14 protein-coding genes are annotated in these 18162 nt (G+C 53.0%); 1 reads left to right on the top strand and 13 read right to left on the bottom strand.

The genetic code is table 11. From position 1 onward, the window contains the following. Nucleotides 1-64 precede the first annotated feature (64 nt). From L2725_RS02980 to pedF, 13 genes are all read right to left on the bottom strand, one after another. Entirely contained in the window at nt 65-2650 is a 2586-nt protein-coding gene (locus L2725_RS02980) for a hybrid sensor histidine kinase/response regulator (RefSeq protein WP_249247578.1), read from the bottom strand. Then, nucleotides 2643-3836 carry a nitric oxide-sensing protein NosP gene (nosP, locus tag L2725_RS02975; RefSeq protein WP_249247576.1) on the bottom strand — a complete coding sequence of 398 codons (1194 nt, stop codon included), beginning with the start codon at nt 3834-3836 and terminating at the stop codon, nt 2643-2645. The genes L2725_RS02980 and nosP overlap by 8 nt, the downstream gene beginning before the upstream one ends. A gap of 7 nt (nt 3837-3843) precedes the next feature. After that, nucleotides 3844-6132 carry an insulinase family protein gene (locus tag L2725_RS02970; RefSeq protein WP_249247575.1) on the bottom strand — a complete coding sequence of 763 codons (2289 nt, stop codon included), beginning with the start codon at nt 6130-6132 and terminating at the stop codon, nt 3844-3846. 12 nt (nt 6133-6144) lie between these two features. Continuing rightward, entirely contained in the window at nt 6145-7281 is a 1137-nt protein-coding gene (gene pqqE, locus L2725_RS02965) for a pyrroloquinoline quinone biosynthesis protein PqqE (protein WP_249247574.1), read from the bottom strand. Beyond that, nucleotides 7259-7525, bottom strand: coding sequence for a pyrroloquinoline quinone biosynthesis peptide chaperone PqqD (gene pqqD / locus L2725_RS02960; RefSeq protein WP_249247573.1), 267 nt, complete (start codon nt 7523-7525; stop codon nt 7259-7261). The genes pqqE and pqqD overlap by 23 nt, the downstream gene beginning before the upstream one ends. Continuing rightward, nucleotides 7522-8280, bottom strand: coding sequence for a pyrroloquinoline-quinone synthase PqqC (gene pqqC, locus L2725_RS02955; protein WP_249247572.1), 759 nt, complete (start codon nt 8278-8280; stop codon nt 7522-7524). Before pqqC ends, pqqD begins: the two co-directional genes overlap by 4 nt. Nucleotides 8281-8290: 10 nt before the next feature. After that, nucleotides 8291-9208 (bottom strand): pyrroloquinoline quinone biosynthesis protein PqqB, encoded by a 918-nt coding sequence (pqqB, locus tag L2725_RS02950; protein WP_249247571.1) that lies wholly within the window; start codon nt 9206-9208, stop codon nt 8291-8293. Between the two features lie 77 nt (nt 9209-9285). Continuing rightward, a complete protein-coding gene (gene pqqA, locus L2725_RS02945) occupies nt 9286-9357 on the bottom strand; it encodes a pyrroloquinoline quinone precursor peptide PqqA (protein ID WP_084267056.1) in 72 nt (23 codons plus the stop codon). Nucleotides 9358-9462: 105 nt separating this feature from the next. Continuing rightward, nucleotides 9463-11559 carry a NosR/NirI family protein gene (locus L2725_RS02940; protein WP_249247570.1) on the bottom strand — a complete coding sequence of 699 codons (2097 nt, stop codon included), beginning with the start codon at nt 11557-11559 and terminating at the stop codon, nt 9463-9465. A 57-nt stretch (nt 11560-11616) separates the two neighbouring features. After that, entirely contained in the window at nt 11617-13137 is a 1521-nt protein-coding gene (gene exaC, locus L2725_RS02935) for an acetaldehyde dehydrogenase ExaC (protein WP_249247569.1), read from the bottom strand. A gap of 283 nt (nt 13138-13420) precedes the next feature. Continuing rightward, the gene (locus L2725_RS02930) at nt 13421-15136 is read right to left on the bottom strand and encodes a PQQ-dependent methanol/ethanol family dehydrogenase (RefSeq protein ID WP_428985266.1); all 1716 of its coding nucleotides are present in this window, start codon (nt 15134-15136) and stop codon (nt 13421-13423) included. Between the two features lie 213 nt (nt 15137-15349). Further along, nucleotides 15350-16249: a substrate-binding periplasmic protein gene (locus L2725_RS02925; RefSeq protein ID WP_249247566.1), complete on the bottom strand. Its 900-nt coding sequence runs from the start codon at nt 16247-16249 to the stop codon at nt 15350-15352. Between the two features lie 12 nt (nt 16250-16261). Next, a complete protein-coding gene (pedF, locus tag L2725_RS02920) occupies nt 16262-16681 on the bottom strand; it encodes a cytochrome c-550 PedF (RefSeq protein WP_248934759.1) in 420 nt (139 codons plus the stop codon). Between the two features lie 331 nt (nt 16682-17012). Here pedF and L2725_RS02915 point away from each other — a divergent pair, with 331 nt between their 5' ends. After that, a complete protein-coding gene (locus L2725_RS02915; RefSeq protein WP_249247565.1) occupies nt 17013-18161 on the top strand; it encodes an ABC transporter substrate-binding protein in 1149 nt (382 codons plus the stop codon). Nucleotide 18162: the final 1 nt, after the last annotated feature.

The raw sequence follows: 18162 nt of genomic DNA, 5'->3' as shown, positions 1-18162 counted from the left end.
ACCCTGGCTCCCGATAGATAAAAAGGGCCTCAACAGGCCCTTTTTAAATTGCACAGGTGTTTGCCTAGCCCGACAAACTCACCTTTTCGGGACCACTATCCAGCATCTGGATCAGGGTCATCTTAAGCCTCACAGGTACCACGGGCTTATGCAGTATTTGATAGCCCAAATCCCTCACTTCCCGCTTAAGGGTGTCACTGCGGTTGGCCGTCAGCAGCAGGGTGGGAATATGCTGGGTTCTGCCGCCATTGATAGTACGGGCCAAATCTGTCCCCTTCTCACCATTATCAAGATGGTAATCCACTATCAGTAACTCAACCGGTGAGCGATTGATATCCCGCTGGATTTGCAGTGACTGCAGTGAAGTGGCAGTCACCACCTCGCAACCCCAACGCTCCAGCAGAGTTTGCATTGCTTCGCAGATATTCTGGTCATTATCCACCACCCAAACCCGCGCCCCCTGCAGCGCCACACTTTGAATGGCCAGCACAGGCTCCCCCTCTTTGGGGAGTTGACTGACGCCACTGCGGGGGAGTTTGACTGAGAAAACCGACCCCTTCCCCGGCCAGGAGCGCACAGCGATGGGATGGCCAAGCACATTACAGATTTTATCGACGATAGCCAGCCCAAGCCCCAGCCCGGTACGGGTTTTACTGTGGCTGGGGTCCAGCCGTTTAAACTCCTGGAATATCTCCTGAAGCTTCTCTTTGGGGATGCCCACGCCCGTATCCCACACCTCCACTACAACGGCGTTATCCTGCTGACGACAACCCAGCAAAATCCTGCCACTTTGGGTATAACGCATGGCGTTACTCATCAGGTTACGCACCACCCGGGCCAGCAGCTGAGAATCTGAGTAGATAACTGAGTTACTGCGCACATAGCGCACCTCAATCCCCTTCTCTTCTGCCGCGTAGGCAAACTCGTTGGCAATGTTGTCCAACAGGTCATGAAGGCGGAACGACTGCTTGTCGGCCTTGACGATACCCGCATCCAGCTTGGAGATATCCACCAGCATGCCGATAAGGGATTCGACATCCGACAGGGAACTGGCCACTGACTGCACCAGTTGCCTTAAGGCCGGCGACATTCTGTGCTCCTGCAATGAGCCAGTGTAAAGCTGAGCGGCATTCAGGGGCTGCAGCAGGTCATGACTGATAGCTGCCAGGAACTTGGTTTTTGACAGGTTAGCCTGCTCTGCCTCGGATTTGGCTTCAAGCAATCGGCTCTCTATCTGGCGTCTCTCGCCAATTTCCGCCAATAGCTGCTGGTTCAACTCTTCCAGCTGCGAAGTGCGCTCTCTGACTCTTTGTTCCAGATGTTGATAGGACTGCTCCAGTGCCTCAGCATTGCGCTTGCTCTCTGTGATATCCCAGTTGAGCACAAACAGGCCGGTTACCCTGTCGCCGTCAATATTGGGCACGTAGCTCTTCATCATGTAGCAATCCAGCAGCTGGGCGTTACGCTCCTTCAGCTCGAAGGTGACAGACTCCCCGGCCAATGCACGCTCCACATAGGGCATCATCATCTGCAACTCCTGCTCGTTGCGACTGACGCTGATATGCTCCCCCAGGAGTTTGCCTTTGTCGAAGCCGTACCATTGCTCATAGGCCCTGTTGGTAAACCGGAAACACAAATCCTCCCCGACATAGGCGATAAGCGCAGGTACATTGTCGGTAATAAGACGCAACCAGCGCTCATTTTCCCTTAGGGTTTCCGCGTATCTGTGACTCTGGGTGATATCTGTGTAGGTATTCACATAGCCACCGATGGACAGGGCATGGCTGCGTACTTCAATCACGTGCTCCAGATCTGGTGTCTGAGTGGTAACCTCTTTTCTCGGGTCGACCGGATTGAGCGACAGCGGCAAATCCGGCAGGTCGGTGAGCTTACGCCCCAGCAAATAACTGGGCTCGCTCCCCCCTGTCATGGCACAGAATCTGCGATTGACCACCTGCACCAGCCCCTGGGCATTGACCATCACCACCCCCTGGGACAGGTTATCCACCATTAGTTGCAGCAGGCGTGACTTCTCCGCCAAAGCTGCCGCAAATCGGGCTTCCTCGGCCTGCTTTATCAGGGTGATATCCTTGTGCAGCAGGACCAGTCCCCCCTCCATGGTGCGGCGTTCCAACAGCTGCATCCAGCGGCCCCTGACATCCTGATAAACCCAGGCTCCGGGTTCCTGAGACACAATCGCCTGATCTCTTATCAGGCCGCTGTCATCAATCAGAGCCCTCAGTCCGGAAAAACTGTCTCCCTGGGATAAACTGACGCCGAACTCGGCGAGGTATTTCTGCAAACGACAGTTGGCGTAGATTAAGTGACTGTCTGCATCGAACAGGGCGAAGCCATCGCTTATGGACTCAATGGCATCCACAAATCTCTGCTGGGCATCACCGATAAGGCGGTTGGCGTGACTGAGCTGCACATTCTGCTGCTCCAGTGCCATCAAAGCCGCATTCAACTCTTCGGTTTTCTCCCGTACCTGCTCAGCCAGCACGACGGAATACTGAAAGGCATGATATGGGTCGACATTATTAACGCCCCGGTTCTCCACCCTGGCAATCAAAGACTGAATCATCTTTTTCTGGCGGGCATTTTCCTGCTTCAGTCGTTCGAGTTCCTGCTCCAGCTCCCGCTTATTCATCAGCGTCCTCCAGAACTTGAGAGCCGGGCTTACCTATCATTACCCCGGTCAGGGTCTGGTTCATATGGACTCCGTTAAGCTGCTCACCATAGGTATTGAAGCCCACCAGTCGAAAGCGTTTGTACAAGCGACTTAATTTATCGTGCAGATCCCGCTTATCGGACTCCAACTCCCGCAAAAAGCAGTCGCACCCCAGCACCATCTCAGTTTCACCAAACTGTTGCTGCAGCTCGGTCAGTTTGGCTTCGACACTGGTGTAGAGATCACCAGGCTCCATGGCCGTCAGCACTATGCCGCAGTCCACGGCACAATAAAAATCCAGGCTTAGGTCGTCGTTCACCTTCTGAATAGAACGGATATAGTACTCACCTCCAATCAGCACGGCTAAAGGGTGCAGCGCATAGACTTCAGGTTGCAGCTCTTCCAGCGGCAACCCCGCCTCTCTGGCATAGACCAAAGCTGCTGGTTCGGCATTCAGCTCATACACCCGGCGCTTATCGCTGTCGGCTTCAGTCACCACCAGCTTCTGATCCAGACTCTTGATATGGTGGGTGGTAAATACTTCGAAGGGGCAGATGGTATTGACCATGACCACCACAGCCGAGTCTGAATGGAAACTACCGTTGCAATAGACATGGGTATAGGCAAGGTTGACGTCATCCCCTGCACTGCCACCAAAATGGGGGATTTTGCCCAGTGCGGCATTGAGTATCGCCAGAAACAGCTCCTCTTTGGGAGACAGTCCATCGATCAAAGTCAGGACAAAACTGTTGCCTGCAACGGGCGCAATTCCTCTTTGATTACAGCCATTAACCAGTTCAGCCACACAGGCCTGAGCCTGGTTCAGTGAGAAGTTATCCAGTGGCAGCAGTTCACTTTCCAGAGTGAAGGCGCGATTGCTGAATCCCAGTGCCAGAATGCTGTTCTTGCTGTAGCCCCGCTCAGTGATCTCGCCGGATGTGGTACAACCCACCACTTTTCGACCGACAAACCGGCTTTCCATCTCTTTGGCCAGCTCAGGCAGATCATAGGAGGCTGAACAGAAAAACAGTACAAACTCCAGGTCCGGCCTGTCCAGACCGGCAGCCAGCTCAGCTGCCGCCTTTGCTGCATCATTGTGGATACTGGATGCCACCTCTATCAGTGGACTCTCCAACCCGGACTCTTTGCCTGTTTCCTGATCCATACTCATCTCACTGTATTTGGCCTGTTTCATCAAACCAGGTTATTTCACTGTCCAGCATCTGCTTCAATGTAGCAATTGGCATATGGTCGCAGTGATTGATTTCCACACCGGCAAGACGGTAGCAATCCGCCTTTATGCCGGAACTTTGCCTTTGCCAGTCGCCATTTGCTCTGGCCAGCAGCCTGGACAATATCTCAGCAGTGGGCAAGTCACTGAGCTGGTTTTTCATCAATTGCACACTCTGGTCCGGATGTAGGTCCAAACTGGTATATACAAGTGCAACCCCCATCTCGGGCAGCACCCTGCAACCATAGCCATATATCTGCCCCTGTACCCGCAATGGCAGCAAAGAATGCTGAAGGTGATGAGCCAGCATATATAGGGCCAGGGGTTCAGCTGCTCCCCCGAGCTCAGGCACCTTTACCCCAAGCACAGCAAACCCCGGCCCGCAATAACTAACCAGGGTGCCCTGTAACCTCTTGCCCGTCGTGGTTTGGCTTGCGTCTGACTTTGAGAACCTTTCTTTGGGTTGGGTTGAAGTGCCTGCCCCAGGGAGCAACTTGACCAGCGCCAGCTCTGTGCCCAACCAGCATCCATGGGTATTAAGGCTCTGCAGTGCAATGCCACTGGGATAGCTCTGTCTATCCGGGCTGTGACCTGAAGCCGGGCTCAGATAGTGACGGATATGGGAGACTGCTGCCGCCAGATCCCTGCCCCCTGAAAGTTCACTTACGACATCAGGCTCTGGTATTGGCAAAGCTTGTTTGCACAAGCTGGCCAGATAGCTCTGCACCCTGACAGCATCCCTGTCTTCACATTGAATGATGAGCCCTGACATGGGGCTAAAATCCATCAGCTCGCACCTGGCGGGAGTCAGACTCTCACGGCTCCATATCACGAATTGTTGCCGCGCAGCCTTTAGCCATCTTGCTATCAGCTCGGCGCTGCCGGGCTCACCTTTGTCTTGCTCCTTGCCCCTACAGCGGATCAGCAGAGCGACCTCTCTGGTAGTTAAGATTGCGTGGGAAGACTCAGTGCCGGTCCGTTTATTGTCATCGTCCTTACAGCTATCTGAGTCATAGTTACCCTTATCGGCCGCTTCTCCTGCCAGGCGGGCGGGAGCAAGGTAATCGATATGCCGATAAAGCGCTGCCAATCCCCTTCCCCATTTGCGGCTCTGTTCAGCATGGGATTCCAGCTCTGCCTGTCGATACCAGTACTGGTTCACGCTGAAGTTTTGCTGCTGCGCTTCCAACATATCTGCCAGCCAAAGCTTGAGGTCAGGTCCCGGCAGGGCATCTTGCCCGAACGATACCAAGGGGATAACAGGTAAAGAGTCATCTGTCAGCACTCGCCACCCCATCCTGTTGAGGCTTGCAGTGGTATCAGCATGCTTAAGCGCGCAAATAAATGCCTTTTGCTGCCAGCGACTGAGAGAGGAGATTGAAAACAGTAAAGATGTCTGCCCATCTGAGCCCAGATGTTCGGAGATAGCCCGGTTTATCCCGGGCAAGGGGAATGTCGATATATGTTCAGAATGATTACCCTGTAAGTCACTTTGGCCATTAACTTCATACAGATGGTGCATCTGCTCCAGCATGGCGGCGATCTCTTCTGCTGGCCAGGGGCCACTGGTCACCAGAGTCATAAGTTCAGGCCGATACCAGTGTTTAAAGCACTGCCTCAGTCTAGCCGGGGTCAATTGCGAGATACATTCAGGCATGCCGCCATAAGCGTAATAAGAGCCCGCCAGAAGTTGCTGCTGCAGTGCAAAATCTACCTTTGCCATATAGCTGCACATCTCCCGGTACAGCACTCCGTCATCACAGGCTATGCCGTCCTCTTCAGCAGGCTGAGTGTCAGGATTGAATATCTCACTGTTGAACTCCTCATCCCGGAGCAGAGGAGTAATGGCGGCATGAAGCAGGTAGTCCAACATGGTGAGTCCGGCATTGACCTCAGTGGTCGACAGATGAAAACAGGTTCTGTCTCTCTGGGTACTGGCATTGAACTCACTATAATTCAGGCTTTGCCTCAGGCTAAAAAACTCACCCGGGGCTGGATATTTCACTGAGCCCCTGAGCACCCAATGCTCCAGAGCATGGGCAGCCCCCGAGTCATCAAAAGCCGGAGTGGGAATAATCAGGCTGGCCAGCAGCTCATTGTCCTCATTGCCAAGGATAACGGGACAGTGCCAATGACTCAGACCGTTTCGGGTTCGCTGCTTTATCCAGCGTTCAGGGCAGGATGAGGCCTCAGCAGAGACAGGCAAAAGAGTGGACAACCCGCTGGACACGCTAAAGCCCGCCTACACCCGGGTTTGCATAATGATCTGGCTGTTTTGCACTGTTCGCGCCAGAGTTTCTCCATTGCGACAGGCTGCAGCAGATTCAGCGGCTGAAACTATTTTGTGGTGGTGCGGCGACTTATCACACACGGGGTCGGCATTGGCGGCATCTCCGGTCAGCAGCAATGCCTGACAACGACAACCACCAAAATCTTTCTCCTTTTCATCACAGCTGCGACAAGGTTCAGGCATCCAGTCAAATCCGCGGTACTTGTTGAACAGCTCTGACTCATACCAGATGGACTTCAGGTTCGAATCCCGCACATTAGGGAAACTCAAAGGCAGCAGAGCGGCACTGTGACAGGGCATGGCCCGGCCATCAGGGGCAACACTCAAAAAGATATTTCCCCAGCCACTCATGCAAGCCTTGGGGCGGGTTTCATAGTAATCCGGGGTCACAAAGATAAACCTGGGACCGACACCATTCTGACTGTCACGCACCGCATTCACCTGAGCTTCGGCGGTACGAACCTGCTCCAGCGTGGGCATCAATTGATCCCGGTTCTGCAGTGCCCAACCGTAGTACTGGGCGGTAGCCAGCTCCACATAGTCAGCTTCAAGCGACTGACTGAGCTGCATAATGGCATCGATGTTCTCAATGTTCTGCTTACTGATCACAAAGTTAAGTACCATGGGAAAGCCATGAGCCTTAACCTGCCGCGCCAGCTCCTGCTTGGTCTCAAAGGCTTTTCGCTTACCGGCAATGGCATCATTGGTATCGGGATCGGCGGACTGAAAACTCACCTGAATATGATCAAGCCCGGCATCCTTCAGGGCCTTAAGGCGCTTATTGGTCAGGCCTATGCCTGAGGTGATCAGATTGGTGTAGAAGCCCAGCTCTCTGGCTTTGGCAACTATCACCTCCAAATCCTTACGCAGCAGCGGCTCCCCCCCGGACAGGCCCAGCTGCACGGCTCCCATGGCTCTGGCCTGCTCCAGTACCTTCAGCCAATCCTCGGTAGACAGCTCATCAGCCGGGTCACCCAGATCAACCGGATTGGCACAATAGGGGCAACTGAGCGGACAGCGATAGGTCAACTCAAGCAGCAACCACAGAGGTGGGTTAATGGAATTCTCAGCAGATCCACTTTTTGGCATGGGCTTCCCCCAAAAACTCGGTCACATCTTCCGTCAGGGTATCTGCCTGGGGGAACCTGGCCTGCAGCTCGGCGATCATCTGAGCCACTGTGCGCTCACCATCCAGCAAACGCAGGATCTCACCGGCACTTTCACTGAGTTTAATCATGCCCTCAGGATAGAGCAGCACCCAGGCATTCTGCGCTGGCTCATATTGCAAACGGAACAGCTTATGAACCTGATAAGCCTGATTTTCCTGGATCATAACTGCAGTCCTCTGTGGTAAACCTGCTCATCAGTCACTGTGTGAAACGGTGGCCTTTTGTACTCATAGGCCATGGACATGGCATCCAGCATGGACCAGAGAATATCCAGCTTGAACTGAAGTATTTCCAACGCCTGCTGCTGTTTTTCTGCCGTATCAAAAAAGTCGAGTGTGACCTCCAGGCCATGGTTAACATCCCGTCTTGCCTGACTCAGCCGCTGGCGGAAATAAGTCAGCCCCGCCTGATCAATCCAGGTGTAATGCTGTGGCCAGGTATCCAGTCTGGATTGATGGATTTCAGGGGCAAACAACTCGGTCAATGAAGAACAAGCCGCCTGTTGCCAACTGGCGCGACGGGCAAAATTCACATAGGCATCCACCGCAAAGCGCACTCCGGGCAGCACGTGACGCTGATCGATAATCTCTTCCCGACTCAGACCAACCGCCTCCCCCAGAGCCAGCCAGGCTTCTATGCCACCCAGGGTTTCTCCCAGACTTTCGTGGCCGTCATGATCCAGAATGCGCTGAATCCACTGGCGGCGGGTATGAATGTCCGGGCAATTGGCCATGATGGCCGCATCCTTCATTGGGATATTAATTTGATAGTAGTAACGGTTGGCCACCCAGCCCTGGATCTGCTCAGGCGTACACTTGCCCTGATACATGGCCTGATGGAAAGGGTGGTGGATATGGTACAGACGGCCTTTGTCTTTTAAAGCTGCCTCAAATGCCTCCCGGGTCATTGGTGCCTGCATGCCTTTCTCCTTACACTTGGATCAACATGCCATCAAAGGCAACTTCTACACCGGCGGCACGTACCTGAGCGTGCTCACTTGAGTCAGGATCCAGAATCGGGTTGGTATTATTAATATGGATCAGGATTTTTCTCAGTGCTGTAAATGGCTCCAGCAGCTTGAGCATGCCATTGTCACCGGATACCGATAAATGCCCCATATCTGAGCCTAAACTGGTGCCCAGCCCCAGCCGAATCATCTCGTCATCCTGCCACAGAGTACCGTCCACCATGGCGCAATCAGCACTGTCCAGCGCCGCCATCACATCCCGGTTTATCTCTCCAAGGCCCGGGGCGTAAAACAACACCTTTCCCGTATCCTTGTCGGTAATTTTCAAACCTATACTGTCGCCCACATGGTAGTTGTTTCTGTGGGGCGAATAGGGAGGCGCATTGGACTTTAAAGGCACAGGTTCAAACGACAAGCCTGCCACTTCTTCAATCTCAAATGCTTCAACGGGGTTCACCTTAATCTCATTATGGCGATAGCCGCCATGCCAGTGTTTCATCATCGCCAGAACGGGAAACGACTGGGTAAGGTCGGCTCTGACCATCTCAGTGCAATAGAGATTCAGCGGCAATCCTTCCCGTAAAATCAACAAACCTGTGGTGTGGTCTATCTGGCTGTCTGTGACTATCACTGAGCGGATACCTGAGCCTCTGGGACCATTTGCTTTGGCTATCTGAGGATTGGCATTAATTTGCTGTCGAATATCGGGAGAGGCATTGATCAGCACCCAGTCCTCACCGTTCTGACTGACGGCTATGGATGATTGAGTTCTGGGTTGTGCATTGGATGTACCCTGTCGGCAGGCAACACACATGGGACAGTGGCAATTCCATTGGGGAAAGCCCCCGCCCGCCGCCGAACCCATTACCAATACCTGCATCCTTTATCCTCCCCGTTTTTAGCTTGCGTAAGATAGAAAAAGCCCCCGGGGCAATAGCGCCGGAGGCAGATTTAAACTCAGCGGTTGCTGATATACAGCGTCACTTCAAATCCTAGACGCAGTTCCTGATAGGATGGCTTAACCCACATAGTCAGTCTCCTTCATTTTTGACGTTTACACCCAAAAGCCTGTCCGGCCTTCAATATCAAGCATATTGACCCCCCTGCGCGGGTAAAATGCTACTTTGTGATGAATTATGTCGTCTTTATCTCTACCACTTTTACGCCAGTATTCTGATTTAACGCGCGTTTCCGGCTTTTGTTGCCATATCGACTGACCACACAGCGCTTGCTGTCATCAATAATCACCAAACATTCCAGACACTGAATACATTCGTCATAATCAATCCGCCCATCACTATGAATGGCCTTAATCTGACACTGCTTGTTACATAACTGGCAGGGCTGGCCGCACTCATCTCTGCGTCTTAACCAGGAAAATAACCTCAAGCGCCCCAATATCGCCAACCCTGCTCCCAAAGGGCACAGGTAGCGACAATAAAACTTATGAATAAACAGGCCCGCGGCCAACAGCAGCAAGGCGTATAACATGAAGGGCCAATAGCGGACAAAGTTCATTGTCACTGTAGTTTTGAATGGCTCTACTTCAGCCAGGGTTTCCGCCAGGGACAGGCTGTAAAAAGAGACGGCTACCAGCAGCAACAACATTGGGTACTTAATCAACTGAAGTCGCCGATGCAGTCTGTCATCAGGCTTCCACTGTGGCAGTCTGAGTTTCACTGCCAACTGCCCCACCAGCTCCTGCATAGCGCCAAAGGGGCACAACCAGCCACAAAACAAGCCTCTGCCCCACAGAAAAAGAGAGACAAACACAAAGCTCCACAGGATAAAAATCACGGGATCCAGCAGGAATACCTGAATATCGAAGCCATTCCACACTGACAACAGCAAGGTGTAGATATTCACCACAGACAACTGCCCCTGGGTGTAGTAACCAATAAAGCCAATGGTAAACAGTAGAGCGACTAATCTGGCCTGAGGCAGGTACGGGCCAAAACGGACCGACAAGCTGCGCTGTTTGCTAAAGAGTATCCCCAGCAGCAGGAGGTAAATGGAGAGTATGATGATTTCAGTCAGCCGCTGCTGCCAAATCTGCATCCACAGCGGCAGCGGAACCTCGGCCTCAGGAGGTGGCTCAGTTAACGACTCAGGCAACTGAAACGGCTCACTCAACTGCCCCAGCCTTGGCAGTAAAAAGTTGTTACTGAGATTGACGGTCAGCCGCCAGTCCATCACCTTTGCAGGGTCAAAGCCACTGCTTCCCTGAATAACAAACACCCGGATATTGCGGTAACCATCAAGCTCATCGCTGACCCTGGGTGAGTAGTAACTGTAGAAATCAATATCCCGCAAATCCACAGCAAACTCATTCTGCAGTAGTCCCAGTCGGCTGGGAGAGGTGCCAGCAACAAAGTCATCGCCGACAAAATCGAACGCACCACGGGACAGGAGCACAACCGGGATCTCCCCTTCAGCCAACTCTGCAAGCAGCCGCTGGTACTCCTGCTGTCCGAGCAGATTAATGCCTATCAGGGGACTGGATACAAACAGCGCCTGAATATCAATAAAGCCTTCATCTTCAGATGTGTTGGTCACATCAGCCAGGCGTCCGGGGTGAATATCAAGGGCATCAGCCGCTTCATCAAGCGTCATTTGCCAGCGGAATATTGCTCCCTGCTCAGCCAACTGCGACAAACTGGCAGCTTCATAATTATTCTGCTTCAGGCTGGATACCTCAGCGCCCCCGAATCCCTGTAACTTAGCTCTGGCGACCTTGGAGGCAGCTGTAATCAGGGTGTCATTAACCACCATGACAGACACAGTCGCCTTGGTTACACCGTCCAGATAAACGGTCCGGCCATCTGCCATCTTGCCCTGACGACTGCCGACAATGAACCTGTGCTTAATCTGCCTGCCGACGTACTGGGCAATGAACTCAAGTAACGGGTCTTCACCCAGGCCATGCAGGAAAATCGGCTCATGGTGACGGACTATTTCCACACCCTGAATCACTCCCTGCATATCCAGCCCGACCCTCAGGTTAATACTCTCTCCGGAGAAGCCGGGGAAATTAACCAGATCATCAGACTCAAATACAAAACCTAACTGTTGGTTCAGTTGGAACACTGGGGTCAGCCCCATCTCATCTGCAACCTGAGTGCGGGTGGCAGTGGGAAAGAGTTTGGCAACCTCAGGGGTGACTTCCATCCACTGTGCCAACACAGAGAATGGCAACACACATAGGATGATCAGCAGGCGGATATGTATCATGCCAGGCCTCCCAAAAACCAAGCCGGCACTGGGCCGGCTTGAATTGGGACAATGAGCTTAGAAGAAGCCCAATGGAGATGGGTTATAGCTGACCAGCAGATTCTTGGTTTGCTGGTAGTGGTTCAGCATCATATTGTGATTTTCACGACCGATACCTGACTTCTTATAGCCACCGAAGGCCGCGTGAGCCGGATACAGATGATAGCAATTGGTCCAAACACGGCCCGCTTCGATTCCGCGACCAACACGGTAAGCACGGTTCATATCACGGGTCCACAGACCTGCACCCAGACCATAGATGCTGTCATTGGCAATCGCCAACGCCTCTTCTTCCGTCTTAAAGGTGGTAATACCCACTACAGGACCGAAGATCTCTTCCTGGAATACACGCATGTTGTTTTCGCCCTTCAGCAGGGTGGGCTGAATGTAGAAGCCCTCTTCCAGACCGTTACCGGCTGCACCTTTGTCACCACCAATCAGTACTTCAGCCCCTTCCTGACGACCGATATCGATATAGGAGAGGATCTTGTCATACTGTTCACGACTCACCTGGGCCCCTACCTGGCTGTCGGTGTCCAGTGGGTTACCCTGCTTCACCGTCTGCACTCTGGCAACCAGCTTCTCTACAAACTTCTCGTAGATGGATTCATGCACCAGAATACGGGATGGGCAGGTACAAACTTCACCCTGGTTAAGGAATGCCAGTGCAGCCCCTTCAAGACACTTGTCCAGATACTCATCTTCATAATTAAAGATATCTTCGAAGAAGATGTTGGGAGACTTACCACCCAGCTCTACAGTAGCTGGGATCATATTGGCGGCAGCCTCTTTCAGCACTATGCCACCCACTTCACTGGAACCGGTAAAGGCCAGCTTGGCAATGCGCTTAGAGCTGGCAAGAGGTGCACCAGCCTCGGCGCCCATACCGTGGATCACGTTGAGTACACCCGGTGGCAACAGGTCGCCCACCAACTCAAGAAACAGGCAGATAGAGAGCGGCGTCTGCTCCGCAGGCTTAAGCACAATACAGTTACCGGTAGCCAGTGCCGGTGGAATTTTCCAGGCAGACATCAGCAGTGGGAAGTTCCAGGGGATAATCTGACCAACCACCCCCAAAGGCTCGTTGAAGTGGTACGCCACAGTATCGTTATCTATCTGGCTGTGTGCATTTTCCTGGGCACGGATACAACCGGCAAAATAACGGTAATGGTCAATTGCCAATGGCAAATCTGCTGCCAGAGTTTCTCGAACACATTTACCGTTATCCCAGGTCTCTGCCAGCGCCATCAGCTCCAGATTGGCTTCCAGGCGATCGGCAATTTTCAGCAGGATATTGGCACGCTCGGTAACCGAGGTCGCGGCCCAGGCATCTTTGGCAGCATGGGCAGCATCCAGCGCCTTATCGACATCTGCTGCGGTGGAACGGGGAACTTCACAAATAAAGTCGCCATTTACCGGTGAATGATTTTTGAAGTAGTTTCCTTCTGCCGGCGCAGTCCACTGGCCGTTAATATAGTTTTCGTAACGGGTTTTGAAGCTGACATTGGACTCCGGGGTCCCTGGTTGTGCATAAATCATGATTCCACCTCATTGCGTTATTCGAAATGGCCAAAACGGAAAGGTGTCGGCAAGCCCTGAATTTGGCTCGTCCCTGGCTTCCCGGAGCCATGCTTCATTCTAGGCAGAGCAACAATTCCGACTCTATTGGCCGTTGGGTGAGAAAAATTCATACTTTTGGAGGGAATGACGCTGGGTTTAGTTTTCCCGTCAACGGGATGACAACCCTGTAATGTCATGAAACCAATTAAGAAAACATAAAAAAAGGCCTGCACTGGGCAGGCCTGAAAAAACAGCAGTCATATCACTGTTTCGGGAGTTTAAATGTCCAGACTGTGCCACCCTGGTTGAAGTTCTTCACCCGCTTGGCCACATCGCCGCCCCACAGGGGTACTGCACCACCCCAGCCGGACAGGACGCTGACATACTGCTCGCCATCCATGGTCCAGGTGACCGGACTGCCCACAATGCCAGAACCCGTGTTGAACTTGTAAAGCAGCTCGCCCGTCTTGTCGTCAAAGGCCAGCAGATAGCCCTCTGGATTACCGGTAAACACCAGACCACCGGCTGTGGTCAGCACGCCGCCCCATAATGGCGCGTAGTTTTGGTATTCCCAGACAATCTTACCGGTTTTGGGGTCAATAGCTCTGAGCACACCAACATAATCTTCATTGATGGTTTTGATGGTAAAGCCTGCTCCCAGGTAAGCCGCACCACGCTTGTAGGCGGTAGGCTCGTTCCAGATATCCATCTCCCACTCGTTGGATGGCACATAAAACAGCCCTGTCTTCTGGCTGTACGCCATCGGCATCCAGTTCTTACCGCCGAGGAATGACGGCGCAGCAACGACGGTATTACCCTGCTTGCCAGCTGCTGAATCGGTAGGGTTACCGGGACGATTGGACGGAACAAAGATGGGACGGCCATTTTCATCCAGGCCACTGGCCCAGCTGATCTTGTCCACAAAAGGGAAACCGCGAATAAACTTGCCGTTGGTGCGATCCAGCACATAGAAGAAACCGTTACGGTCAGCGGTGGCTGCAGCCTGAACCTTCTTGCCTTTATCTTTGTAGTCAAAAGCAATCAGTTCGTTTACACCATCGTAATCCCAGCCGTCATGAGGCGTGGTCTGGAAGTGCCAGACAATCTTGCCATCATCAGGGTCAATCGCCAGACGGGATGAGGAGAAGAGGTTGTCGCCCGGACGCATATGGGAGTTCCAGGGAGCCGGGTTACCTGTACCGAAGAACAGCAGGTCGGTATCCGGGTCATAGGTTCCACCCAACCATGGGGCTGCGCCGCCGGACTGCCAGAGATCAGCAGGCCAGGTCTTGCCCGGCGCACCACCGGAAATACCTGTCTCAACTTTTTTGCCATCCTTCCACATGTATCCCATGTGGCCTTCAACGGTTGGACGCTCCCACACCAGGGCACCTGTCTTGGCGTCGTAGGCGCGTACTTTACCTACAATACCGAACTCACCACCTGACACCCCGGTAATCACCTTGCCTTTGACGACGATGGGCGCGGCTGTGATTGAGTAGCCACCTTTGTAGTCCTCAACCTTTTTCTTCCAGCGCACCTTACCTGTCTTGGCATCCAGCGCCACCAACTTGGCATCCAGCGTACCGAATATCACCAAGTCATCATACATGGCGACACCACGGTTAATCACATCACAGCAAGGCATAATGCCGTCTGGCAAACGGGCATCATACTGCCAGATCTCATCCCCTGTATGGGCATCAATGGCATAGACGCGGGAGTAGGAGCCAGTGACATACATCACCCCATCTTTAATCATGGGCTGAGACTCCTGACCACGTTGCTTTTCGCCCCCCAGGGAAAAGGCCCAGACCGGACGCAACTCTTTTACCGTGTCCTTGTTCAGCATATCTATGTCACTGTAGCGCTGTGCCTTCAGCCCCATACCATAGGTCAGCACATCGCCCGGTGTTTTCTGGTCATTGAGCAGATCTTTATCGGTAACGCCGGCCGCCATCGCAGAGGATGCCGTCATGGCAAACACCAGCAAGCCCGCCTTTGTAAATGACTCCATAATTGAACCTCGTATTGTTATCGTTTCTCAATTTAGATGCCCGATGCTGCTCAACTCCGGCATATTTGTTTTCCCAGTACTCCATGCTAAAAACAGCCCGCTGAAATGAACATTGGCCGGTTGTCAGGGATCACTCATTCATTGGCACTCATCCAAAAGAATGAAACCAGTAGTTCAGCGCGACTCCTCATAACGCGGCGGCATGCGGTATTCAAAGCCGTTATCACTGGCCCACTGCGCCATGCGACCATCTTTCAGCGCCGTCAGCATGATGTCCTCCAGAGCGTATGCCAGCTGTCGATAGTCATCCTTTACCGCCATCCCCAACTCCCAGGTCTGCTTACCGAACAGAGGGTAGGTTCGGGTAGCCAACTGCCCCTTACCCGGATCCCGGCTGTCCAGCCACTGTATCTGGGACAGCATGCCCATCACGGCATCTACCTCGCCCTTAGACATGGCATCCCAGGCGCCAGGCAGATCGGCAAAGCTGCGGGTGTTATTACGAAGACGGCCACCGAAAGCTGTGGTCAGGAAAAACTGGGGGGCTGAGTCGATTTCCACGCCTATTGGGTGATACTGGAATACCGCCATGGTAGGCACGTCCTCTATCTTTTTCGGATTAAAGGCCAGTTGCCAACGTTCCTGATGATAGGGTCCAAACATGTGCACCAATTCATGGGCAAGACGCCCGGTATCGTCTCTTTGCTGGGCATAGGCTTTGTCATAGGGAATACGCAACATCACATCGGCTTTCACCCGGGTTCCGTCTGTGGTGTGAAGGTTGCTGCCTTTCCACAGGTACTGACGCAAATCATCCCCCGTGTTCTCTCCCGGTGTTGCCCACAGAATTTCCAGCCGTGTCTGCATACCTTCAGCAAGCGCTTTGGCCAGCTCAACATCCAGGCCTTTGGCCTGACCATTCTGCATATAGGAAAAGGGAGGAAAGTCGCGATAAAGGGCGACCTTGAGGACACCGCTGTCGACTATATCGTCGTAGCTGCGGCTGCTGGCGAAAAAAGAGAATGCCAGCGACATCAACAATGCCGCCAGCACCTGAAGAAACAGTTTATGCATTTATCACCCCGGCTATAGATCTTCCGGGGCTACAGACTCCAGCCAGGTTCGAATCGCCCACAGGGCTTCCTGATTCAAATGCTCTGTCATCTTGGGCATATATACGGCGCCATTGCGCACCGCACCATTTTGTACCCGGTACACATACCACTCATCACCGTCGTAATCGGGAGGCAAAATCCTCAGATCAGGCGCAATGCCACCGGATATTCCCTCCAGACCATGGCAACGGGCGCAATTCTGGTTATAGGCTGATGCGCCAACTCTGAGAATTTCATCCCGGGCACCACCGGTTTCTTCGCGGTAGGGATTGGTTTCATGCCAATCTTCACCCAGGTTGGGTAAAGCGCTGGTATCGATAGACTGAGGCGTAACATCTCCATGGGCGACAGCATATGCGCTGGTCAGCATCAGGGCAGCAAGGCCCGCCATAGTGATGGTTCTTATTCCCCTGGGGTTGGCTGTCTTTAGCTGCTTCATATTCTCTTTCTCTGATCTGTTAACCAAGGTTATCGCCAGCTGCTCTTTGGCAAGGTTGGCGCTTAGCCAGTGTAGAAAATATGAACAAGCCACCCAATGATACCAAAGCGGGTTAGCGTCTCATCCTTTAGGCGGAAAAGCGTCGTCCCCTGCTTTGGTAGGTTTGAATTCTTTTAGTGTAATCAATAGAGTGGATTCACCATCACGCGACACAGAGTGCCAGCCAATGCCCTTTGCAAGCCAATTATCTTCAGGATTTATCCTTCCTTTGCTGGCCTGCTCTATGTCATTGCTACTCTCCTTCTTCGTCAACGCCAACAGTCAGATTAATGAACTTAAAGTGGGGGTTCTGGTGCAGTCCCCTGAAATCCCCTCCGCCGTTCCGGACTATTTAAAACCAAATGAGGGTGAAGGGTTGGCGGGAGCACTGCAGGCAGCCAAAGACAGCAACCGCACCGGCAAATTTCTGGGCCTCGGTATTAATCTCAATATGGCTCAGCTTGACGACCAACAAGCCCTTATCAGCCAGGCAAAGGAATGGATGGCTGACGGTGTTCAGATACTCCTGGTGGACGCTGACACTCAAGCTCTTCTGGCCCTCAGAAAGGCCCTTCCAGAGGAGCTTATCCTGATCAACACAGGCAATCGCGAAGATAGCCTCAGAACAGAAACCTGCCTTGCCAATACCCTGCACACGGCTGCCAGCTTCAGTATGCAAACCGATGCCCTGGCCCAATGGCTGCGCAGCCGTCGTCTGTCTGAGGTGATGTTGGTCAAGGGAGATTCAGAGTCTGATAAAAAGTATGCCGAGGCCGTCAAAGCCAGCCTTAAAAAATTTGGGCATAAGCTGGTGGCTGAAAAGAGCTGGAGCTTTGACACAGATCTTCGACGTGTCGCCGGGAAAGAGCTGCAGGCGTTTACCCAGGGGCCAGAGTATGATCTGGTGTGGGTTGCAGACACCCGCAACCTGTTTGGCCAATTGCTGCCCTACAACACTTTTCTGCCTAGACCCGTTGTCGGTACCCACGGGCTTGAAGCCGGTGAGTGGAGTCAGGTAATTGAGGCCTGGGGCGCAGTACAGATGCAAAACCGCTTCTTCAAAGATAACCAGAGGCCGATGACAGCCAGGGATTACAACGCCTGGATTGCCATACGGGCGCTGTCGGAAGCCATGACCAAGACCCGCAGTACTCAGGGGGCAGAGCTGTTGGCTGCCATGTTACATCCAGGTTTCTACATAGCGGGCTATAAAGGCAGAAAGCTGAGCTTCCGCCCCTGGAGTGGTCAACTCAGGCAACCAGTGCCTTTGTTCAATCAACAGGCACTGGTGGCAACAGCCCCCTTTGAGGGCTTTTTACACCCCAGAAATGAGATGGATACCCTGGGAGCTGACCGCAGGGAAAGCCGCTGTACTTTAGCCAGTCAGGAGTAAC

This window comes from Shewanella corallii (genome assembly GCF_023349125.1).
GTDB classification, from domain to species: domain Bacteria; phylum Pseudomonadota; class Gammaproteobacteria; order Enterobacterales; family Shewanellaceae; genus Shewanella; species Shewanella corallii.
This window is presented reverse-complemented; position numbering and strand designations above follow the sequence as displayed.